Origin of the sequence: Stenotrophomonas sp. 59, from assembly GCF_030291095.1 — a bacterium.
Taxonomy (GTDB): Bacteria; Pseudomonadota; Gammaproteobacteria; order Xanthomonadales; family Xanthomonadaceae; genus Stenotrophomonas; species Stenotrophomonas maltophilia_Q.
This window is the reverse complement of sequence record NZ_CP127408.1, coordinates 3,501,501-3,523,917: the sequence shown is the minus strand read 5'-3', so window position 1 is coordinate 3,523,917 and position 22,417 is coordinate 3,501,501. Positions and strand designations below refer to the sequence as shown.

The 22,417-nt window shown below is 66.9% G+C and carries 14 protein-coding genes; 7 read left to right on the top strand and 7 right to left on the bottom strand.

Annotated elements, in window-relative coordinates; genetic code table 11:
• Positions 1-101 precede the first annotated feature (101 nt).
• On the bottom strand, positions 102-2,537 hold the full coding sequence (locus QP552_RS16280; protein WP_286074065.1) for a TonB-dependent receptor: 2,436 nt from the start codon (positions 2,535-2,537) through the stop codon (positions 102-104).
• 214 nt (positions 2,538-2,751) lie between these two features.
• On the opposite strand from QP552_RS16280, the gene QP552_RS16275 reads away from it, so the two are divergent.
• The 4 genes from QP552_RS16275 (at position 2,752) to QP552_RS16260 (ending at position 8,271) form a co-directional block, all read left to right on the top strand.
• Positions 2,752-3,234, top strand: coding sequence for a DUF3574 domain-containing protein (locus QP552_RS16275; RefSeq protein ID WP_286074064.1), 483 nt, complete (start codon positions 2,752-2,754; stop codon positions 3,232-3,234).
• A gap of 36 nt (positions 3,235-3,270) precedes the next feature.
• Positions 3,271-4,128 carry an SH3 domain-containing protein gene (locus tag QP552_RS16270; RefSeq protein ID WP_286074063.1) on the top strand — a complete coding sequence of 286 codons (858 nt, stop codon included), beginning with the start codon at positions 3,271-3,273 and terminating at the stop codon, positions 4,126-4,128.
• 109 nt (positions 4,129-4,237) lie between these two features.
• On the top strand, positions 4,238-5,956 hold the full coding sequence (locus tag QP552_RS16265) for a thiamine pyrophosphate-dependent enzyme (RefSeq protein WP_286074062.1): 1,719 nt from the start codon (positions 4,238-4,240) through the stop codon (positions 5,954-5,956).
• A 704-nt stretch (positions 5,957-6,660) separates the two neighbouring features.
• Positions 6,661-8,271, top strand: coding sequence for a hypothetical protein (locus QP552_RS16260; RefSeq protein WP_111204369.1), 1,611 nt, complete (start codon positions 6,661-6,663; stop codon positions 8,269-8,271).
• 105 nt (positions 8,272-8,376) lie between these two features.
• On the opposite strand, the gene QP552_RS16255 is transcribed toward QP552_RS16260, so the two are convergent.
• The gene (locus QP552_RS16255; RefSeq protein ID WP_286074061.1) at positions 8,377-9,087 is read right to left on the bottom strand and encodes a glutathione S-transferase; all 711 of its coding nucleotides are present in this window, start codon (positions 9,085-9,087) and stop codon (positions 8,377-8,379) included.
• Positions 9,088-9,246: 159 nt separating this feature from the next.
• Here QP552_RS16255 and QP552_RS16250 point away from each other — a divergent pair, with 159 nt between their 5' ends.
• Both QP552_RS16250 and clpB read left to right on the top strand, forming a co-directional pair.
• Entirely contained in the window at positions 9,247-10,068 is an 822-nt protein-coding gene (locus QP552_RS16250; RefSeq protein WP_286074060.1) for a DUF3014 domain-containing protein, read from the top strand.
• Between the two features lie 179 nt (positions 10,069-10,247).
• Positions 10,248-12,833, top strand: a complete 2,586-nt coding sequence (clpB, locus tag QP552_RS16245; RefSeq protein WP_106549587.1) for an ATP-dependent chaperone ClpB — start codon at positions 10,248-10,250, stop codon at positions 12,831-12,833.
• Positions 12,834-12,904: 71 nt separating this feature from the next.
• Here clpB and QP552_RS16240 read toward each other — a convergent pair whose 3' ends face one another.
• The 3 genes from QP552_RS16240 to QP552_RS16230 all read right to left on the bottom strand — a co-directional run bounded on the left by QP552_RS16240 (position 12,905) and on the right by QP552_RS16230 (position 15,875).
• Complete coding sequence (locus tag QP552_RS16240) at positions 12,905-13,705, bottom strand: MipA/OmpV family protein (protein WP_286074059.1); 801 nt, start codon at positions 13,703-13,705, stop codon at positions 12,905-12,907.
• Between the two features lie 140 nt (positions 13,706-13,845).
• Positions 13,846-15,141 carry an ATP-binding protein gene (locus tag QP552_RS16235; protein WP_286074058.1) on the bottom strand — a complete coding sequence of 432 codons (1,296 nt, stop codon included), beginning with the start codon at positions 15,139-15,141 and terminating at the stop codon, positions 13,846-13,848.
• A complete protein-coding gene (locus QP552_RS16230) occupies positions 15,138-15,875 on the bottom strand; it encodes a response regulator transcription factor (RefSeq protein ID WP_286074057.1) in 738 nt (245 codons plus the stop codon). Before QP552_RS16230 ends, QP552_RS16235 begins: the two co-directional genes overlap by 4 nt.
• Before the next feature lie 182 nt (positions 15,876-16,057).
• On the opposite strand from QP552_RS16230, the gene QP552_RS16225 reads away from it, so the two are divergent.
• Positions 16,058-17,344, top strand: a complete 1,287-nt coding sequence (locus QP552_RS16225; RefSeq protein WP_286074056.1) for an aminotransferase class V-fold PLP-dependent enzyme — start codon at positions 16,058-16,060, stop codon at positions 17,342-17,344.
• 514 nt (positions 17,345-17,858) lie between these two features.
• Here the strand turns inward: QP552_RS16225 and ybaL are convergent.
• Entirely contained in the window at positions 17,859-19,556 is a 1,698-nt protein-coding gene (ybaL, locus tag QP552_RS16220; protein WP_049428477.1) for a YbaL family putative K(+) efflux transporter, read from the bottom strand.
• Between the two features lie 237 nt (positions 19,557-19,793).
• Positions 19,794-22,181, bottom strand: a complete 2,388-nt coding sequence (locus QP552_RS16215) for a TonB-dependent receptor (protein ID WP_286074055.1) — start codon at positions 22,179-22,181, stop codon at positions 19,794-19,796.
• Between the last annotated feature and the right edge of the window lie 236 nt (positions 22,182-22,417).

Here is a 22,417-nt window from a genome sequence, read left to right as displayed (position 1 = left end):
GACAGTTCACTGACCTGCCGGCCCTGGACCCGGCGACGGGGTAGAGTCGACTCTACCCCGTCGAATCTACCCCGCCGGCTCTACCGGGTCGATTCTGCGAATCAGAACGTATAGCGGACGCGGCCGTAGTAGTACGCGCCGTTGCTGCCGATCGGCGACAGCACGTCATATGGCAGGTTGCCGAAGTAGTGGATGTCGCTGTTGGATCGATCCGGGTAGTTGTCGGTCAGGTTCTGGCCGCCGATGGCGACGCTCCACTGTGGTGTGATGCGGTATTCAATTTCCGCATCCAGCTGCCATTCGGCCTGGTAGGTCTGGCGCGGAATGTAGCCGTCACCGAAGTTGAACACGCGGGTGGCACTGCCATAGCGGTTCACACGGGTGCTCAGCGACCAATGGTCGTTGCTCCAGGCCGCCGAGAAACTGCCACGGGTGCGCGGCGTGGCATCGGTGAGCGTGTTGGTCTCTTCGATGCCGAACAGTACGTAGTCCGGGTTCAGTGCCTGCAGCTGAGCCGGCGTGGCCAGCACGTTCTTCAGCGTGGTCTTGGTGTAGGCGTAGGTGCCGGTCAGCAGCAGCTGGCCATCGCCCAGCGACTGGCGCCAGTTGCTCACCAACTCGGCGCCGCGGGTGCGGGTGTCGGCGGCGTTGACGAAGAAGCTGGCGCTCTGCAGGCCGGTGACGGCGTAGTTGGCGGCCACGTAGTCGGTCAGCGCATCACCGGTGATGCTCTCGGACAGTGCGATGCGATCGTCGATGTCGATCTGGAAGAAGTCCAGCGACAGGTCGAAGTGCTCGCCGATGCGGCTGGTGAAGCCCAACGAGGTGTTGAGCGACTTCTCCGGCTTCAGGTCACGTGCGCCGAGGCCGCGCGCGATCGGATTGTTGACCGAGAGCAGGCGGCCCTGCACCAGCTGGCCGCCGGCGTTGTAGCCGGTGGAGGTGGATTCGTAACCGATCTGCGCCAGCGACGGCGCGCGGAAGTTGTTGGAGATCGCGCCGCGCAGCGCGAACGCCGGGGTGAACTCGTAGCGCAGGCCGAGCTTGCCGGTCAGTTCGCCGCCGAAGTCATCGTTGTGCTCGTAGCGCGCGGCCAGATCGGTGGAGAACTTTTCGCCGAACTGGCTGGACAGGCTGGCATAGGCGCTGGCCACATCGCGCGACAGGGTGGCTGCATCCTGCGGGGTCAGGCCGCCACCGGCCTGCGAACCGGTCGGGCGGTCGGTGAACGGGCCGGCCGCATAGCTGGCCGGGTCACCGGGGCGGGTCTGGTAGCGCTCGTGGCGCGCTTCCACGCCCAGGCCCAGGGTGTGGCTGATGCTCTCGCTCTGGGTGAACACGCGGCTCAGGTCGAGGTTGCCCACGGTCTGTGCGTACTCGTAATCGGCAGTCTTGAAGCGGGTCGGGCTGGTCGGGCCCAGCGAGGCATTGAGCGAATCGCGCAGGCGGTAGGTGAAGTCGTTCTGGCCGTAATCCATGCTGCCGTCGTAGCTCCACTCGCCCCACTGGCCGCGCACGCCGGCCACGGCCTGCACGTCGCGGTTCTCGCCTTCGGACACCGGCCGGTAACCGTTCGGATAGACCTGCTTCCAGTTGGCATCGCCGTCGGGGTAGCGGAAGTAGTTCGCGCCCTCGGTGTCACGCTGGTTGAAGGTGCCGAACGCGTAGAACGTCGAGGTCTGGCCGACCGGGATCTCGGTGTTCAGCCACAGGTTGATGTCCTTGCTCTTGCCATCGCCCAGCACGTAGTTGCGCTTGCCCTGCAGCGCCAGGTTGCCTGGAGTCTGGTCCCACGGCGGAATCTGGTCGAAGCCGGCGCGGTTGGTGCCGTTGCGGTGCTTGTATTCCAGGCCGACGCGCAGGAAGCCACCGTCTTCGCCCAGCGAGGTGCCGACCTTGGCGCTGATGTTGCCGGTCTGGCCGTCGGTGAGGGTGCGCCCGATCGGCTTGAGGTCAGTGTGGTTGGTGCCGTAGCTGGCTTCGATCTCGCCACCGTCGCCGCCGTTGTCGAGGATCACGTTGATGACGCCGGCCACCGCATCGGAGCCGTACAGCGCACCGGCACCATCGCGCAGCACTTCGATGCGCTTGATCGCGCTGACCGGAATCGAATTGAAGTCGACCGGGGTGGTGCCCTTGCCGATCTTGCTGTCGGTGTTGACCAGCGCGGTGTGATGGCGGCGCTTGCCGTTGACCAGCACCAGCACCTGGTCCGGGGACAGGCCACGCAGCTGCGCGGCGCGCACATGGTCGGCACCGCCGGAGTTGGACTGGCGCGGGAAGTTGAACGACGGCAGCAGCGCCTGCAGTGCGCTGCCCAGCTCACCGTTGACCACGCCGGCCTTGCGGATGTCCTCGGCGGTGAGCACGTCCACCGGCGAGGTGGATTCGAGCACGGTGCGGTCAGCGGCGCGGGTGCCGGTGACGATCACCGTGTCCAGGTTGGTGGCGTCCTGGGCCAGGGCCGGGACGGCGGCGGAGGAAAGCGCGAGGGCGATGGCGAGGCCGAGCGGCGACGCGGGCAGGCGGGCGGACATGGGGGCTCCAGCAACAACGACGACGGGGAAGGGGGAGATAGTTTCACTTACATCCATCCGGATGAAGCGATATATTATCTTCGCGTGATGGCCGGTGCAGATGCAAGCCCCTGCCGGTCCGGCATGAGCTGATGCCCTGCTGGCATCAGCACGCCGGGCCGGTGGCGCTGTACGCTGCCGGCTCGCCCTGTCCCCCTTCCCCGGAGCTGTACCGATGAAACACCTTGGCCTCGTCTTTGCCGTGCTGCTGGCCACCAGCGGCTGTGCCAGCCTGTCCTCGCAGGCGCCCAGCGCCTATGCCACGGCCACCACCGCCGAACTGAAGGGCGATGCCGCACGCCCGTCCGACGGCCACGGCTGGGTGCGCAGCGAGCTGTACTTCGGCGTGGGCGAGGAGCAGGGCGCGGGCAACCGTCCGCAGGCCGACACCATCAGCGAGGCGCAGTGGCGCGCGTTCCTGGACAAGGAAGTGACCCCGCGTTTCCCGGATGGGCTGACCGTGTTCGATGCCTATGGCCAGTGGCTGTTCCGCGGCGATGCCGCGCCCAACCGCCTGCGCACCAAGGTGCTGGTGGTGCTGCATGAGGACACTCCGCAGCGTCGCACCGATATCGAAGCGATCCGCCTGGCGTGGAAGCAGCAGACCAAGCATCAATCGGTGCTGTGGTCGCGGCAGCCGGTCGAGGTATCGTTCTGAGTTGAAGGTGCCGCTGCGGTGCCGCAGGGAGCGATGATGAAACACAGGGAATGCGCGCTGGGCCTGGTGCTGGCGGGATTGCTGGCACCGTCGGCGCAGGCAAGTGGCGGCGACGGCGAAACGCTGCGGTTCCAGGTGGCCGCTCACGTGCAGGCGCACGCCGATCCCCAGCAGGATGGCAGCATCGCCGTGCAGCTGTCGCCGTCGGGCAAGCGCCAGGTGCTGGCCGGCGCGGCGGATGCCGACGGCAATTCGCGGTGGTCGCTCGAAGACGTCGATTTCGATGGCTACCCGGAACTGGTTGCGCGTGCATCGGTGGGCATGGTCAACGAAGCGGTAGCGGTGTACCGGTTCGATCCGGCCAGCGCTTCGTATCGCGTTCTGCAGGCCGAAACCCACGGCAAGGACAGCTGCGGTGACCTGATGGGGCTGAGCGTGGACGTTGCCACCCGCACCCTCACCAGCAGTTGCCGCAGCGGCCCGATGTGGTACGCCGACCAGTACCGGTTCGCAGGCGCGAAGCTCTACCTTTACCGCAGCGAGAATGTGCTGATGCTGGGCGATACGGTGAACGCAGCGCTGCAGTGGGAACAGACCGACGAGCAGGGCCCGCTGGCGGTCTGGCGCACCTACGATGCCGATGGCCGCGTGTTGGAGGCGGCCATCGCCGATGGCCTGGGCGCACGGCCCGACGGGCCGCTGCGTGGCCAGCAGGCTACCGTGGTGCCAGCCCGCCTGTTCCTGTTCGATCGCCCCGGTGCATCGAGCACCAAGCGCTACCTGGTGCAGGGCGATCGCGTTGAAATGCTTGATGAACAGGACGGTTGGATGAAGCTGCGCTACCGCAACCCGAAGCAGGGCGTGGTGGAGGGTTGGATCAACGTCAATGATTGACGAGATGTCTACCCGCAGTTTGCACATCGAGGCGATGCGCAACTTGCCCACGGGGGCATCACTTCACCGGGTCTAGCCTCGGACGTTCCCCCGTTCGAGGATGTATCCGATGAGCAAGCGCGTGGCCGAAATCGTGGTGGACGCCCTGCAGCAGGCTGGCGTTCGACGTTGTTACGGCATCGTCGGCGACACGCTCAACCACGTGACCGATGCAATGCATGGCAGCGATATCGCCTGGGTGCACGTACGCCACGAAGAAGTGGCTGCCTTCGCTGCCGGCGCCGATTCGCTGGTGAGCGGCGAACTGACTGCCTGTGCCGGTTCCTGCGGGCCGGGCAGCCTGCACTTCATCAATGGCGTGTTCGAGAGCAACCGCAATCGGGCGCCGATGGTGCTGATCGCCAGCCAGGTGGTGACCAGCGAGCTGGGCATGGAATTCCCGCAGGAAGTGGACTTCAAGGCGGTGTACGCCAGCTGTTCGGTGTTCTGCGAGCAGGTGCACAGTGCCGAGCAGGCGCGGCGCGTGGTCACCCTGGCCTGCCAGGCGGCGATCAGCCGCCGCGGCGTGGCGGTGGTGATCCTGCCGGCCGACATCAGCCAGGCCGAGGTGAAGCACGATGTGCCGTTCTCGGTGCACTACACCCAGCCGGTGCTGCGTCCTTCCGACGCCGAACTACAGCGCATCGCGGAGCTGCTGGGGCAGGGTAAGCGCATCGGCATCTATGCCGGCGCCGGCTGCCAGGGTGCGCACGCGCAGCTGCTGGAACTGGCCCGGCGTCTGCAGGCACCGATCGCGCACACCTCGCGCGCCAAGGATTTCGTCGAGCCGGACAACCCGTACAACATGGGCATGACCGGTATCTTCGGCATCGAGTCCGGCTTCCACACGCTGATGGAATGCGACACGCTGCTGCTGCTCGGCGCCGACTTCGCCTGGGGTCAGTTCTACCCGGACAAGGCGACGATCATCCAGGTCGACCGCGATGGCAGCCACCTCGGCCGCCGCCACCCCGTGAACCTCGGCGTGGTCGGCGATATCGCGCCCACGCTGGATGCGCTGCTGCCGATGCTGCCGCCACGCGAGGACAGCAGTTTCCTGGACGAGTGCATCGAGCGCCGCGACAAGGCGCTGAAGAAGCGCGAACAGGAAGAACAGCCGGGCGAAGGTGAGCTGATCCACCCGCAGCACCTGACCGCATTGCTGTCGAAGTATGCGACCGACGATGCGCTGTTCACCGCCGACGGCGGCTCGCCAATGGTGTGGGTGTTGCGGCATATCCGCGTCAACGGCCGCCGCCGCACGCTGACCAGCCTGCTGCACGGCACGATGGCCAACGCGATGCCGCAGGCACTGGGCCTGCAGAAAGCGTTCCCGGGCCGGCAGGTGATCTCGCTGTCCGGCGATGGTGGCCTGGCGATGCTGCTGGGCGATCTGCTGACCGCAGTGCAGGAAAACCTGCCGATCAAGGTGGTGGTGTTCAACAACGGCTCGTTGAACTTCGTCGAGCTGGAGCAGAAGGTGGAAGGCCTGCTGGACAACTACACCGATCTGAAGAACCCGGATTTCGGTCGCCTGGCCGAGGTGATCGGTTTCCACGGCCGCACCGTGACCCGCAGCGAGGATCTGGAGGAAGCGGTGCAGGACTTCCTGTCGCAGCGCGGCCCGGCGTTGCTGGACGTGCATACCAGTCGTGCCGAGCTGGTGATGCCGCCGCAGATCGAAGCCAAGCAGGTGGCCGGTACGGCGCTGTATGCCGCCAAGGCGGTATTGAACGGCCGCTTCGACGACGTGAAGCATCTGCTGGTGGACAACTTCCTGAAGAAGTGAGGGTTGGGGTTTGATGCAGGGCTGCGCCCTGAACCCGCAGAGGCCAAAGCAACAGCCAATGCAACAGCCGAAGCAACAGCAACAGCGGGCATTCCGTGGGATGGCGGGGTGGGTCAGGTTGCGGGGGACGCCGTAAACCCGTCCCTGGGGGCTTGGCCGCGGCATCCATGCCGCGGACACCCCCGCAACCGGACCCACCCCGCCTTCGACAGATTCCTGTGATCTGTCGGAATGGCATGGCTGGTGCCTGATGGGTGTCGACCTTGGTCGACACGGTAGATCCACGCCATGCGTGGATGAACGAAAGAATGATCGGAAAGATCTTCTGTAGAGCCGAGCCATGCTCGGCTCAGAGGCCTCGCGTACAGCAGCCGAGCATGCGCTCGGCGCTACAACGAGAGCCTGCCTTTGCTTTTGATCTTTTGATTCTCTTCCGTGGCTGGCACACGCAGGAAACTGTCAGGGGCCGGGCGGGTGGGCGTCGCGGGGGTGTCCGCGGCATGGATGCCGCGGCCAAGCCCCCAAGGATGGGTTCACGGCGTCCCCCGCGACGCCCACCCGCCCGGGCCAGCCCAGGAATTTGCGATTTGCGCCCAGCCACGAGGGGCCCCGCCGTTGGCTGGAGCCCATCATTCCACCGCGGAATTGGCGCCCGGGCCCCGCTGGGCCTACCATCGGCGGTCCCCACCCCCACCACCCCTTCCATGTCCGCTCCCGCTTCCGCCGCACCGCGTCGCTGGTTCGTCGCCGGCGACTTCAATGGCTTCTTCGGCCTGGTCGTCGACAACCTCTCCATCCTTGGCTTCATCGCCATGGCGCTGGTCGGGATCTTCCAGTTCCCGGCCGATGTAGTGTTCGGCCGCATGTTCCCCGGCACCGCCTTCGGCGTGCTGGTCGGCAACCTGCTGTACACCCTGATGGCACGCCGGCTGGCCGCGCGTACCGGCCGCGATGATGTCACCGCCATGCCGCTCGGCCTGGATGCGCCGACCAGCATCGGCATGGCGCTGCTGGTGCTCGGCCCGGCCTTCATCGCCTTCAAGCAGCAGGGCATGGACCCGCACGCGGCGGGAATCGCCACCTGGCAGCTGGGCATGGCCGCGCTGGTCATCATGGGCGTGCTCAAGTTCGTGCTGTCGTTCTTCGGCGAAGCGGTCACCCGCGCGCTGCCACGTGCGGCGCTGCTGGGTTCCATTGCCGGCATCGCGCTGGTGCTGATGGGCTTGCTGCCGCTGCTGGAAACGCTGCGCTCGCCGCTGGTCGGTTTCACCACGCTGGGCCTGCTGCTGTACGTGCTGATCGCCAAGGGCAAGCTGCCGGTGCGAGGCCCGGGCGTGCTGCTGGCCTTCGTGTTCGGCACCGTGCTGTATTACGGGCTGGGCCTGGCGGGGTTGGGCGCGCCCGGCTTCCACGTGCCGGAGTGGGTGCCGCCGCAGGTGGTGCTGCCGCTGCCGACGCTGGGCTTCCTTGAGGGCCTGCCCACGGCGATGACCTACCTGCCGCTGCTGCTGCCGTTCGGCCTGCTGATGGTGGTCGGTGGCATCAACGTGTCAGAGAGCGCACGTGCGGCCGGCGATGACTACCGCACCCGCGACATCCTGCTGGTGGAAGCGGTGGCGACGCTGGTGGCCGGTGTCTGCGGCGGCGTGGCGCAGACCACGCCGTACATCGGCCAGCCGGCCTACAAGCACATGGGCGCACGCAGCGGCTACACGTTGCTGACCGGCCTGTTCGTCGGCATCGGCGGCATGCTCGGCATCATTTCCGGACTGGTGCAGTGGCTGCCGCTGGCGGTGCTGGCACCGATCATCGTGTACGTGGCGATCGACATCACCACGCAGGCGTTCCAGGCCACGCCGCGTCATCACACCGGCGCGATGGTGTTCGGTTTCCTGCCATCGGTGGCCTACCTGCTGGCGATCAAGGCGCCGGGCTGGATCGCCCCGGACCAGCTGCCGCAGCTGCTGACCAAGCTCGACGGGCATGGCCTGCCGGAGCTGGCGGTGATCTTCACCCTCGGCAATGGCTTCATCATCACCTCGATGCTGTGGATCTCGGCGGTGGCAGCGATGGTGGACGGCCGCCTGCGCCGCGCCTGTGGCTTCCTGCTGGTAGCGGCGCTGCTGACCCTGTTCGGGCTGATCCACTCGGTGGACCCGCGCGGTGGCATCTACCTGCCGTGGGATCTGGAAGGGCTGGCGCGCGTCATCAGCTGGCAGTTCGCGGGCGCGTATGTGGCGCTGGCGATGCTGCTGGGGCTGCTGTCGCTGCAGAAGCAGCCGGTGAAGCCGTTGGGCGATCGCATCGATCATTGACCGGGGGCGCCGGGCATGGCCCGGCGCTACCGCTCTCTTTCCGCCTCGGGATGTTGTAGAGCCGAGCATGGCTCGGCTCTACAACAGGAGTTGCAGGCGGCGGTATCAGCGCGCTCCATCCAGCTCGGGGTAGTGGCGGAAGATGCCTTGGGTGTTGAACGGCAGCCGTCGCTCCGAGGCCAGGTAGGCGGCGATGTTCGGTCGCTTCGACACCCGCTCCTGCAGTGCACGCAGCAGCGGCAGGGTGGGGCCGAGTGCCTGCATGCGGCGCGGGAACATGTGGTCCAGCCCGCTCAGCAGCTGGAACAGCGACAGATCCACATACGAATGCTCGCGCAGTGCATGGCGGCCGCCATTGGCCGCCAGCACCTGCTCGAAGTAGCCGAGGTACTTCGGCAGCCGTTCGCTGCGCAGCGAGACTGCACGCGCCTTGGCCTCGGTCTTCTGCTCTTCGTAGTACTTCGATGCGGCAATGGGGTGGTGGGTGTCATGCACCTCGGCCACCAGGTCGGCGATGGTCAGCTGCAGCTGCAGCGCCTGCATTCGCCGCGACGTCGCCTGTGGCACCAGGTCCAGCGTCGGGCCGAGGAAATCGAGGATGGCGGCGACCTGTGCGATCACCTGTCGTCCCGCCTTCAGGAACGGTGGCGCGAACGGTTGTGCGCCTTCGCTGCCACCGTCCAGAAACGGCTGCATCACCGCGTCGCCGTGCACCCGTGCCATGTCGATGTAGTCGGCACCTGCATCTTCCAGCGCCAGCCGCACGAACTCGCCACGGCCCTGGATGCCGGTCCAGTAGTACAGCGCGTACTGCATGGCCACGTCTCCACACGATGGGATGCACAGCCTCGCGCAGGAGGTGCAAAGCAGACGTGAGCGCACCGCCCAACCCCAACGCCAGCGGAACGCGCGGGGAACCCGCTGGAACCAAGCGGGTCACACCCTTTCCATGCAGGTGAAAAGAGGGACTGCATCATGCAGAGTGGAAAAGCGGTTTGGCCCTGGGTGCTGGGCGTGGTGGTGATCGGTGGCGCGGGCGGTTGGCTGTTCCGCGATCAGCTGAAGAGCCTGGCCGACGGTGTCCCGGTGCCGGTGCAATCACCCCCCGCCAGTGCTGGCGCGCCGCCACAACCGAAGGCGGCCGTAGAGACCGCACCGGCGCCACCCGCCATCAAGCATCCGCTGGACATCGAAGCCGCCGCCGATCCCGCGCTGCCGAAACTGGCCGACAGCGATACCGCGGCCTGGGGCGCATTGAGCCAGCTGTTCCAGGGCGAGGGCCCGTTGACCCTGCTGCTGCGCGATCACCTGATCCAGCGCCTGGTCACCCAGGTCGACAACCTGGACAAGCCCAGCGTGCCCCCTACCGCGCTGGCTGCGAGGCCGTTGCCTGGCAACCTGCAGGTCGAGCCCGGCGAGGGCGGTGAGCGCATCGCCGCCGGCAACGCCGCGCGCTATGCGCCCTATGTGCAGGCCTTCACCGCGCTGGACCCGGCGGCAACGGCCACCGCGTACAAACGCTTCTATCCGCTGATCCAGCAGGCCTACGTCGACCTGGGCCGGCCCGAAGGCTACTTCAACGACCGCCTGGTCGCGGTGATCGACCATCTGCTGGATACCCCGGACCTGGCCCAGGCACCGCTGGTGCAGCGCGATGAGCGTGGCCGCTATCGCTTCGTTGATCCCACCCTGCAGTCGCGCTCTATCGGGCAGAAGGCGCTGCTGCGCATGGACGTGGCGCAGGCGCGGGCGGTCAGGCAGCAGCTGCGCGCGATCCGCAGCGTGATCACCCGCTGAGCCCGTCCATCGCGGAACTGATCGGGATCAACGCGCCGACCACACCGGTTCCGGCATGCTGGCCGCAGGCTGACTGGCCTCGGGGTGCAGTCGCAGCCACCCTTGAAACGGGGTGGGGCAACCGCATCTTTCCAGCATCGCCGGCGCGGGCCGGCCCTGATGACCGATGAGGATTCGCAATGCGGATGGACAAGCTCACCTCGCGTTTCCAGCAGGCGCTGGCAGACGCACAGTCGCTGGCCGTGGGCCGCGACAACAGCATCATCGAACCGGTTCACCTGTTCAGCGCGCTGCTGGACCAGCAGGGCGGCAGCACGCGCCCGCTGCTGGCCCAGGCGGGGGTGAACGTGCCGGTCCTGCGCGAGCGCCTGACCGAGGCGCTGGATGCGCTGCCCAAGGTGTCCGGCCAGGCCGGCAACGTCTCGATGGGCAACGACCTGGGGCGCCTGTTGAACCAGACAGACAAGCTGGCCCAGCAGCACGGTGATGCCTTCATTGCCAGCGAGTGGTTCGTGCTGGCGGCGCTGGACGATGGCGGCACGCTGGGCATGGCGCTGCGCGCCGCCGGTGCCGACAAGACCCGCCTGCAGGCAGCCATCGACAAGCTGCGTGGCGGCGAGAACGTGCAGTCGGAGAATGCCGAGGAACAGCGGCAGGCGCTGGAGAAATACACCATCGACCTGACCGCGCGTGCGGAGAGCGGCAAGCTCGATCCGGTGATCGGACGTGACGAGGAAATCCGCCGCACCATCCAGGTGCTGCAGCGCCGGACCAAGAACAACCCGGTGCTGATCGGCGAACCCGGCGTGGGCAAGACCGCGATCGTCGAAGGGCTGGCCCAGCGCATCATCAACGACGAAGTGCCCGAAGGCCTGCGCGGCAAGCGCGTGCTGTCGCTGGACATGGGCGCGCTGATCGCCGGTGCCAAGTTCCGTGGTGAGTTCGAAGAGCGCTTGAAGGGCGTGCTCAACGATCTGGCCAAGAACGAAGGCCAGATCATCCTGTTCATCGACGAACTGCACACCATGGTCGGCGCCGGCAAGGCCGATGGCGCGATGGATGCCGGCAACATGCTGAAGCCGGCGCTGGCGCGCGGCGAGCTGCACTGCATCGGTGCCACCACGCTGGACGAGTACCGCAAGTACATCGAGAAGGATGCCGCACTGGAGCGCCGCTTCCAGAAGGTGTTCGTCGGCGAGCCGTCGGTGGAGGACACCATCGCGATCCTGCGCGGGCTGAAGGAGAAGTACGCGCTGCACCACGGCGTGGAGATCACCGACCCGGCCATCGTCGCCGCCGCGACGCTGTCCAACCGCTACATCACCGACCGCCAGCTGCCGGACAAGGCCATCGACCTGATGGACGAAGCCGCTTCGCGCCTGCGCATGGAGATCGACTCCAAGCCGGAAGAGCTGGACCGCCTGGAGCGCCGGGTGATCCAGCTGAAGATCCAGCGCGAGATGCTGAAGAAGGAAAAGGACGAAGCCTCGCGGCAACGCCTGGCCGACCTGGAGAACGACATCGAGGCGCTGGAGCGCGAGTTCTCCGATCTCAATGAAATCTGGAAGTCGGAGAAGGCTGCGCTGCAGGGTGCGACGAAGATCAAGGAACAGGTCGAGCAGGCCAGGCTGGAACTGGAGGCCGCGCAGCGCCGCCAGGATTTCGCCAGGATGAGCGAGATCCAGTACGGTCTGTTGCCGCAGCTGGAAAAGCAGCTGGCCGCCGCGCAGGAAGCCGAGCACAAGGACTTCAAGCTGGTGCAGGACCGCGTGACCGACGAGGAGATTGCCGAAGTCGTCTCGCGCTGGACCGGCATCCCTGTCAACAAGATGCTCGAAGGCGAGCGCGACAAGCTGCTGCGCATGGAAGAAGTGCTGCACAACCGCGTGGTCGGCCAGGAGGAAGCGATCAAGGTCGTCTCCGATGCGGTGCGCCGCTCGCGTGCGGGCCTGTCCGATCCGAACCGTCCGGCCGGCTCGTTCCTGTTCCTCGGCCCGACCGGTGTCGGCAAGACCGAGCTGTGCAAGTCGCTGGCCGAGTTCCTGTTCGACAGTGCCGACGCGATGATCCGCATCGACATGAGCGAGTTCATGGAGAAGCACAGCGTCGCCCGCCTGATCGGTGCGCCCCCGGGCTACGTCGGCTACGAGGAAGGTGGCTACCTGACCGAGGCGGTACGCCGCCGCCCGTATTCGCTGATCCTGCTCGACGAGGTGGAGAAGGCGCATCCGGATGTGTTCAACATCCTGCTGCAGGTGCTGGACGATGGTCGCCTGACCGATGGCCAGGGCCGCACCGTGGACTTCCGCAACACCGTCATCGTGATGACCTCGAACCTGGGCTCGCACCAGATCCAGGACATGAGCGCCGACGACAGCCCGGAGGCCTACACGCAGATGAAGGCGGCGGTGATGGGCGTGGTGCAGGCGCACTTCCGTCCGGAATTCATCAACCGCCTGGACGACATCGTGGTGTTCCATCCGCTGGACAAGCAGCAGATCAAGCAGATCGCGCGCATCCAGATGCGTGGGCTGGAAAAGCGCCTGGCCGAGCGCGGATTGAAGCTGGTGGTGTCCGATGCAGCGTTCGACCTGCTCGGCAACGTCGGTTTCGATCCGGTGTATGGTGCGCGCCCGTTGAAGCGTGCGATCCAGGCGCAGCTGGAGAACCCGTTGGCGCAGAAGATCCTGTCCGGGGCCTTCGTCAACGGCGACACCATCGAAGTCGGCAACGACGGCGGTCACCTGGTGTTCGCCAAGGCGTGAATCATGCGGGGCGCTGCCTGATCGCAGCGCCCCGTTTTCTCCGGTAGCGCCGGGCCATGCCCGGCGACTTCTCAGAAGCGGTGCGTGTACCCGCTCATCAACCCGAACTGGTTCGGCTTCTGCACGATCGGGCTGTCGGCGGCATCGCCAAGCAGGCGCGTGCCTTCGGCCGAGATGTACCAGTTGCCGTTGCGGCCCACGCGGTGGCTCCACTTCAGGCCGACACCGGCGCTGACAAGGCCGGCCTTCGGCTTGTGTTCGGCAAAGCCGGTACGCGCCGCCTGTTCCGGGCTGACGCCGTACCAGGTCTGCATGTAGCCGCGGTTGCCGTAGTCGGTGGAGATGCTGCCGCTGACCACGCCGCCGGCCAGGTCGAACAGCGGCATGGTCAGGTTCAAGTGCACCTGCTGGGTGGCCAGGCCGTTCTCGGCCTTGTCCTCATCCTTGCGGGTGAACTGCCAGGAACCGCTCAGCACGGCTTCGCCCAGCGTATAACCAGCCGAGACGCCGACCAAGGGACGGGTATCGATATCGCCCATGCCGCGCAGGTAGTCCGAACCGCCAAGCAGCGAGTCCTTGTCCTTGCGGATGCCACTGGCGCCGACATAGGCACGCACGCGCGTGTGTTGGCCGATGGACGTGCCCCAGCCGATGCCGCTGGTGCCCAGAAACCAGCCGCCCGGCGAGGTGACATCGAAGGACAGCGACGGCGCTGCACGGTACTCTTCGCTGCCGCTGTAGCGCGGCGTCACGCCGCCGCCAGCGGCGACTTCGAAGGTCCAGTGGTCATCCTTGGCATGGGCGATCGGCGCCGCGAACAGCGGCAGCAGGGCCAGGCAGAGCAGGGTGGGGGAACGGCGAAGCTGGGACATGGAAACTCTCGGCAATGGGAGGAAGGCAGCACGCGCATCCGGCGTGCGCTGCAGGGTCGCCAGCGTGGCGATATGCCGGCGACCGATCCCTCCGCAGTTGTGCGGGAGTTGTAATCAACTGTAATCGCGCCCTCGGGCGTTCAGCTGGCAGCCAGCGGCCAGTGCATTTCCAGGCGTGCACCACCCAGCGTGGCGCGGCTGACGTGCAGCTCACCACCGTGGCGGGTCGCGATGCGGCTGACGATGGCCAGGCCCAGGCCGAAGCCGCCGGTATCGCGGCTGCGGCTGTCGTCAAGGCGGGTGAACGGACGGATCACCTTCTCGCGGTCGGCCTCGGCGATGCCGGGACCGTCGTCATCCACGCGCAGGCAGGCGCGGCCGTCGACGCCGACCAGCGAGACCTCGACCTGTGAACGCGCATGGCGCAGCGCGTTGCCGACCAGATTGCTCAACGCCAGCTGCAGCAGGCGCGGCTCGGCGTCCACGCGCGGCAGCGCGCTGGGCAGCACGCGCAGCACCAGGCTGGCGCGTTCGGCGTCACGACGCACATCGGCCAGGCAGGCCTGCAGCCAGTCGTTGGCTTCGATGCGCTGGAGCGGCTCGCCTTCGCTGGGGTGTTCCAGCCGCTCATAGGCCAGCAGTTCGCTGACCAGCCGGTTGAGTTCGGCCAGGTCGCCGTGGAGTCCCTGCGCAAGTCGCTCGCGACGTTCGCGATCATCGCTGTCCTGCATCAGGTCCAGGCCGAAGGCCACGCGCGCGATCGGGGTGCGCAGTTCGTGCGAGATCGCATGGGTCAGGTCGCGCTGGCGCTGCACCAGTTCGGCCACGCGCGCGGCCATGCGGTTGGAGTGTTCGACGATGACCCGGATCTGCGAGCGCGGCGAGACCTGCGCGCGTGCCTGCAGGTCGCCGGCGCCGATGCGGTCGGCATGCAGGCGCAGCGCGTCCAGGTCGCGCCAGAGCAGGCGCGACCACGCATACAGGCACAGCCCGAACAGCGCCAGCATCACCGAGTACGCGACCAGCGTCAGGTACAGCGAAGTGGGCGGTTCACCAGGCAGATGCAGCTGCAGCCAGCGACCGTCGGGGCGTGCAGGATCCAACGGCGCCCAGACGATCTCGAACTTCTGCCGGGCGATCATCCCGTTGCGTTGCAGCTGTTGCCGTTCTTCCGCCGTGATCGGTGGCGGTGCGGGCATCAACGCCAACGCGATACCGTAATGCGGTTGCCACTGCGCCAACTGCTGCTGTTGTGCGGCGTCATCCTTGCCCTGCAGCCCCTGGCGCAGCGCGTACAGCTGGCCACGCACCTGTTCGGCGAAGATCCGTTGCTGGGTGGGCAGATAGATGCGGTCGAAGATCAGGTTGATCAGCAGCAGGGTGATCAGGAAGCTGGCGCCGACCAGCAGCCACAGGCGCAGGAACAGCCGCTTCACGCCGACCAGGCCGATGGATTGAACTGGTAGCCACGGCCCCACACGGTCTTGATGCGCCGCGGTTCGCGCGCATCGTCGCCGAGTTTGCGGCGCAGCTTGCCGATGCTGACATCGACGCTGCGGTCCAGGCCATCGAAACCGATGCCGCGCACCGCCTGCAGGATCTGGTCGCGGGAGAGGATCTGCCCGGGCTGGCTGGCCAGCAACCACAGGATCTCGAATTCGGTGGTGCCCAACTCGACCGGCTGGCCGTGCAGGTGTACTTCGCGCTGCATTCGGTCGATCAGCAGTTCACCATGCATCAGCCGGCAGGGCGTGCCGGTGTTGCTGCTGCCGTGGCGGCGGCGCAGCAGCGCGCGCAGGCGGGCCAGCAGCAAGCGCGGCTCGATCGGTTTGTGCACATAGTCATCGGCGCCCGATTCCAGGCCCAGCACCTGTTCGATGTCGTCCTCGCAGGCGGTCAGCATCAGGATCGGTACGTCGGAGAAGCTGCGGATCTGCCGGCACACGTCGATGCCACCGAGGCCGGGCAGCATCAGGTCCAGTACCACCAGTTCCGGCGCATGCTGGCGGCAGGCGGCGCCGGCCTGGTCGCCACGGGCGACGTGCTGCACGGCAAAGCCATGCTCGTGCAGGTAGTCGCTGACCAGTTCGGCCAGGCGGCGATCGTCCTCCACCAGCAGGACCGGTGTCGGCGTACCGTTGGCGGTGGGTGTCCAAGGGGTTGGCTGCATGCGCGTGGGGCCTCCGTGCCCGGGCAGGAGCGCCCGGCGGCGAAGCCTAGCAACGGCCCATGACGGCTGCCTGAATCGCGGCCAACCTGATAACCGGCGGTACGCACGTCATCGCCAGCGGCTCTCAGCGCCACGCCGCGGCTGGCCTATGGTGGCGGTTTCCCCGGATGGAGCCTGGTGCAATGAGCGACCCGCAGTGGCAACTGGAAACCCTGGCCGTGCACGGCGGCTACCGTCCCGACCCGACCACCCGCGCGGTGGCAGTGCCGATCTACCAGACGGTGGCGTACGCCTTCGATGACACCCAGCATGGCGCCGACCTGTTCGACCTGAAGGTGCCGGGCAACATCTACACGCGCATCATGAACCCCACCACCGACGTGCTGGAGCAGCGCCTGGCCGCCCTGGAAGGTGGCATCGGCGCACTGGCGCTGGCCTCGGGGCAGGCCGCGATCACCTATGCCATCCAGACCATTGCCGAGGCCGGCGACAACATCGTCGCCTCCAGTGCGCTGTATGGCGGCAGCCTCAACCTGCTGGCGCACACGCTGCCGCAGTACGGCATCCAGGCGCGCTTCGCCGACCCCGCCGATCCGGCCGCGTTCGCCGCGTTGATCGACGAGCGCACCAAGGCGGTGTTCGTCGAATCGATCGGCAACCCGCGCGGCAATGTCACCGACATCGCCTCCATCGCCGTAGTCGCTCATGCGGCCGGCGTGCCGCTGATCGTCGACAACACCGTGGCCACGCCCTTCCTGCTGCGCCCGTTCGAGCACGGTGCCGACATCGTGGTGCATTCGCTGACCAAGTACCTGGGCGGCCACGGCAACAGCCTGGGCGGTGCGATCATCGACTCGGGCCGTTTCGACTGGGCTGCGCAGCCAAAGCGCTTCGCCCGCCTCAACCAGCCCGACCCCAGCTACCACGGCGTGGTCTACACCGAGGCCCTGGGCCCTGCCGCCTACATCGCCCGCGCGCGGGTGGTGCCACTGCGCAATACCGGTGCGGCGCTGTCGCCGTTCAATGCGTTCCTGATCCTGCAGGGCATCGAGACGCTGGCACTGCGCATGGAGCGCATCAACGCCAACGCACTGGCCGTCGCGCAGTTCCTGAAGGCGCACGCCAAGGTGGCGTGGGTGCGTTACGCCGGTTTGGCCGACGACCCCGAGCATGCTGCCGCGCAGCGCTACCTCGGTGGCCACGGCTCGGGCGTGCTGACCTTTGGCCTGCCCGGTGGGCGCGAAGCCGGCGCGCGTTTCCTGGATGCGCTGAAGCTGTTCACCCGGCTGGTGAACCTGGGTGACGCCAAGTCGCTGGCCACCCATCCGGCGTCCACGACCCATCGCCAGTTGGACGCAGCTGAACTGGCCAAGGCCGGCGTCAGCGAAGACACCGTGCGGCTGTCGATCGGCATCGAGCACATCGGCGACCTGCGCGCGGACCTGGAGCAGGCCCTGGCCGGCGCCTGATAGCCGCGCGCTTGGTGCATATCGCCACAGGCGATCACCACCGGCCGCGCGATGCGCTACGGTGGAACTGCCTCTCCAAGGCGTGGCAACGTGGCGATCCAGATCCCCGGTCGATGCGGGTCGACCGGGGATTTTTACGTTTTCGGGGTCAGATCCGTTTTCCCGCAGGAAAACGGATCTGACCCCATGTGCCGACGGTCGGCATCAATCCTGGTAGATCCACGTCATGCGTGGATGGATCACCATCGGAATCGAACATCCCGACAGTTCATCAAACAGCATCCACGCATGGCGTGGATCTACTGCAGATCGCGGGAAACTGTCGAAGGCGGGGTGGGTCCGGTTGCGGGAGTGTCCGCGGCATGGATGCCGCGGCCAAGCCCCCATGGAAGGGTTTACGGCGTCTCCCGCAACCGGACCCACTCCGCCATCCCACGGATAGTCAGCTTCTGCTTTTGCTTTTGCCGTTGCCTTGGCAGGTGCAGGGCTGCAAGCCCTGCCGCACCCACACCCCTCACACCACCGGAATGCTGTGCTGCCCCAGATTCCGGTACGGCGGCGTCGACATGATCATCTCCGCCAGCGAATAGGCCAGCTCGCGCTCGGCCATCACCGTGCCGTCGGCGCCGTGCTCCAGCAGATGCTTCACCTCGGCATCGCTGTGCGCACGTGCCAGCAGGGTCAGGTCCGGGTTGATCGCGCGCAGCTTTGCCAGCGCCTCACCGGCTTCCAGCGGCTGCGGAATCGCCAGCACCGCGATCTTGGCGCGCTCCGGGTGGGCCTCGGCCAGCACCCGGTCGGCGGCGGCGCTGCCGCGGATCGCCGCCAGGCCCTTGGCATGCGCCTGTTCGACGTGTTCCTTGTTGTCATCGATCACCAGCACCGGCACGCCGCGATCACGCAGCACCTGCGCCAGCTCACTGCCGACCCGGCCATAGCCGATCACGATGGCGTGGTCACGCAGGTCGCGCGAGGGACCGATGGCCTCTTCCGGCTCCGCCGGCTGCGGCTGCTGTTCCTGCTTGGCCTGCCAACGGTCGAGCAGGCCGAACACCAGCGGGTTGAGCATGATCGACACCAGCGCACCGGCCAGTACCAGCGACTGGCCTTCCTTCGGCAGGATCTGCAGCGCCACGCCCAGGCCGGCGATGATGAAAGCGAACTCACCGATCTGCGCCAGGCTGGCCGAGATCGTCAGCGCGGTGCTGGTGGGATGGCCGAATGCGCGCACGATGAAGAACGCGGCGGCCGACTTGCCGAACATGATGATCAGCACCGTGGCCAGCACCTGCCACGGATGCTGGACGAGGATGTTGGGGTCGAACAACATGCCCACCGAGACGAAGAACAGCACCGCGAATGCGTCGCGCAGCGGCAGCGAATCGTGCGCGGCCTTGTGGCTCAGCTCCGATTCGTTGAGCAGCATGCCGGCGAAGAACGCGCCCAGCGCGAACGAGACACCGAACAACATGGCCGAACCGAACGCCACGCCCAGCGCGATCGCCAGCACCGACAGAGTGAACAGTTCGCGCGAACCGGTACCGGCGATGCGTTCCAGGATCCACGGAATGACCCGGCGCCCGACCACCAGCATCACCGCTACGAACAGGCCCAGCTGCACGAAGGTCCAGCCGATGTCGGCCAGCACGCTGCCCAGCGAATGCGATTCCTTGGCCGCGTCCGGGCCGAACACACCGGCCATCACCGGCATCATCACCAGCGCCAGCACACAGGCCAGGTCTTCGACGATCAGCCAGCCGACCGCGATCTTGCCGCGCATGGTCTCCAGCAGGCGGCGTTCCTCCATCGCCCGCAGCAGCACCACGGTACTGGCGGTGGCCAGCGAGAAACCGAAGATGACGCCATGGATGGCCGGCCAGCCCATCAGCGAGGCCACGCCCCAGCCGAGCAGGGTAGCGACCGCGATCTGGCCGATGGCACCGGGAATGGCGATGGCCTTGACCGCCATCAGGTCCTTCAGCGAGAAGTGCAGGCCGACGCCGAACATCAGCAGCATCACGCCCAGCTCGGCCAGCTGGTTGGCCAGCGCCTGGTCGGCGACGAAGCCGGGGGTGAACGGTCCTACGCAGATGCCAGCAACCAGGTAACCGACCAGCGGAGACAAACGCAGCTTGTTGGCCAACGCGCCGAAGATGAAGGCGAGCCCCAGGCCAACGGCCACGATGTTGATCAGGTCGGTGTCATGGTGCATCGGCACTCGCAGAAATCGGGGGGATGCCCCGATTTTCACCGATGAGGCCAGATACGGCAAACCCGCCGGCCACGTGCCGTGGTCGGCGGGTTTGCCCACGCATTTCTCCTCTACCCCCGCCTTCGGCGCGCCCCGTCAACAGGAAGGGGCTCTCCTCCAGACGCGGCGAGGGGATGCCGGCCAGCGACCGGCACTACCAGAGCGGCGCCGGGCAGGGCCCGGCGCTACCGATACCGCTTACCAGGTGTATTTGATCCGCCCGTACACATACGCGCCGTTGAAGCCGAACGGCGAGTAGTTGCTGTACGGCAGCATGCCGAAGGTGGAGTTCTGCAGGTCTTCGGTACGGTCCGGGTACTTGTCCAGCAGGTTGTCGGCGCCTACGGTCAGGGTCCAGTTGCTGCTCGGCTTGTAGCTGGCCGAGGCATCCACCACCCAGGCATCGCCGTAGGTCTGGTCACGCAGCGCGGTGGCCGAGTTGCGCACGGTGAACTTGCCGTAGCGGGTGGCGGCCAGGCCCAGTTCCCAGTGGTCCGAACGCCAGGTACCGCTCAGGATCGCCTTGTCGCGCGGGTAGCTGTCCTCGATGCGGCCGATCTCGTCGCGGCCGATCAGCGACTGGTTCAGGCCCAGCGTGCCGAACACCGCCGGGGTGCCACCGACGCGGCGCACTTCGGTGTCGTTGTAGCTGTAGGCCGCGGTCAGCTCGAGGCTGCTGGCCGTGAACGGCACGGTGTAGCTGGACACGAAGTCAACGCCGCGGGTGCGCGTATCCAGGCCGTTGGTGAAGTACGAGAACGCGGTCACCTGCGGCAGGCCGAGGCTGGAGAGCAGCGCGCTGCTGGCGGCATTGGTGGTGATGCTGGACGACAGTGCGATGCGGTTGTCGATGTCGATCTGGTACGCATCGACCGTGATGTACAGGCGGTCGACCGGCTGCAGCACCAGGCCCAGGCTGTAGGAGGTGGATGTCTCGGCCTTCAGCGGCGAAGCGCCCAGCGCCTGTGCGGCCGCGCTGGTGGTCGGGAAGGTGCCGCGTTCGACGAACACGCCGTTGGTGAACTGGCTGGTGACGGCCTGGTAGCCCTGCTGCGCCAGCGACGGCGCGCGGAAGCCGCTGGACGCGGTTGCCCGCAGTGCGACCTTGTCGGTGAACGCATAGCGCGCCGACAGCTTGCCGGAGAAGCGGTCGCCGAAGTCCGAGTAGTCCTCGTAGCGGCCGGTGATGCCGGCCGAGAATTTCTCGGTCAGGTCCGCTTCCAGGCCGGCGTAGACGGCGTAGTTGTGGCGGTCGGCGTGCACTTCATTGGTCGGGGTGAAGCCACCGAAGCCCTGCGCGCCGCTGCCGGTGTACGAGTTCAGCTCGCCGGGCTTCTGGTCCCACTTCTCCTTGCGGTACTCACCACCAAAGGAGAGCGTGACCGGGTAGGCCAGGCCCCAGTCCAGCGACTTGGTCAGGTCGGCGTTGAAGATGTCCTGCTGGTACTTCAGCGTGCCGTCGTAGAACGAGCGCGGACTGGTCGCACCCAGGCTGTAGTTGATGCTGTTGCGGGTGTGGAAGTCGAGGGTGTTCTCGCCGTGGTTCAGGCTCAGGTCCCAGGTCCAGCCGTTGTCGGTGTTGCCCTTGACCCCGGCCACCAGCGAGCGGTCCTTCGAGTACTGGTTGATCTCCGGCACGAAGCCGTCCGGGTAGGTCTGCGCCAGCAGCGCGGTCTGACCGTTGTGGTTGCGCGAGCGGTAGAACGCGAACGAGGTGATGTCGCGGTTGCTGAGCAGGGCGCTGGCGTAGCCGGTCACGTGGTCGCTGAAGTCGAAGCTGGCGTTGGCCGAGGCCGCAGTGGCATCCACGCGCGGGTCGCCGACGATGAAGGTGGTCTGGCCGATGCTTGGGAAGTTGCCGGTGTTCGGCGTGGTGCCACGGTACGGGCCGGCGCGGTTGCTCTCGTCCTGCTGGCTGATCTGGCCGGCCACGTGCACGCGGCCACGGCCATTGCCGAACTCGACGCCGGTATCGCCGGACAGCTGGTACTTGTTGCCGTCGCCGGCCGAGTACTGGCCGTAGTCCACCGCCAGGCTGCCGCCACTGCCGCTTCCCTTGAGCACGATGTTGATGACGCCGGCGATGGCGTCCGAGCCGTACTGCGCCGAGGCACCGTCGCGCAGCACTTCCACGCGCTCGATGGCGGCGATCGGGATGGCGTTGATGTCCACTGCCGACGAGCCACGGCCGATGCTGCCGTTGACGTTGATCATTGCCGAGGTATGACGGCGCTTGCCGTTGACCAGCACCAGCACCTGGTCCGGCGACAGGCCGCGCAGCTGTGCCGGGCGCACGCCGCTGGTGCCGTCGGTCAGGGCCGGGCGCGGGAAGTTCAGCGAGGGCAGGGCGCGCGACAGCGCCGTGGCCAGTTCGCTGGTGCCGGTGGACTGCAGGGCTTCGGGGGTGATGATGTCGATCGGCGACTGCGACTCGGCGACCGTGCGGTCGGCCACGCGGGTGCCGGTGACGATCACCGTGTCCAAGGTGTTGGCGGCGGTGCCGGCCTGCTGGGCGGCGGCAACGAACGGAGAGCCACCGAGTGCGACAGCGACGGCGGCGGCGATCAGGCTGGTCTTGCGGGTCATCGGGATGGGGCTCCGGTTGGCGGGGGCGGCACCGGAATCGACATCACGGACGTGAGGCGGACGGCGGTTGTTGCGGTGCGCAAGGCAGGAATTAACGGGATATTCAGTGCCTGTCAAATGGTTGCAACAGGAAAAAACGTTGCAGCAGCAACCATTTAGCGGCAGAGGGCAGCGGCGGGAGGTGGGGCCCGGGGGCTGCGCGGGGCCGACGAGGGAGAGAGTTGGCCTGCCGCCGC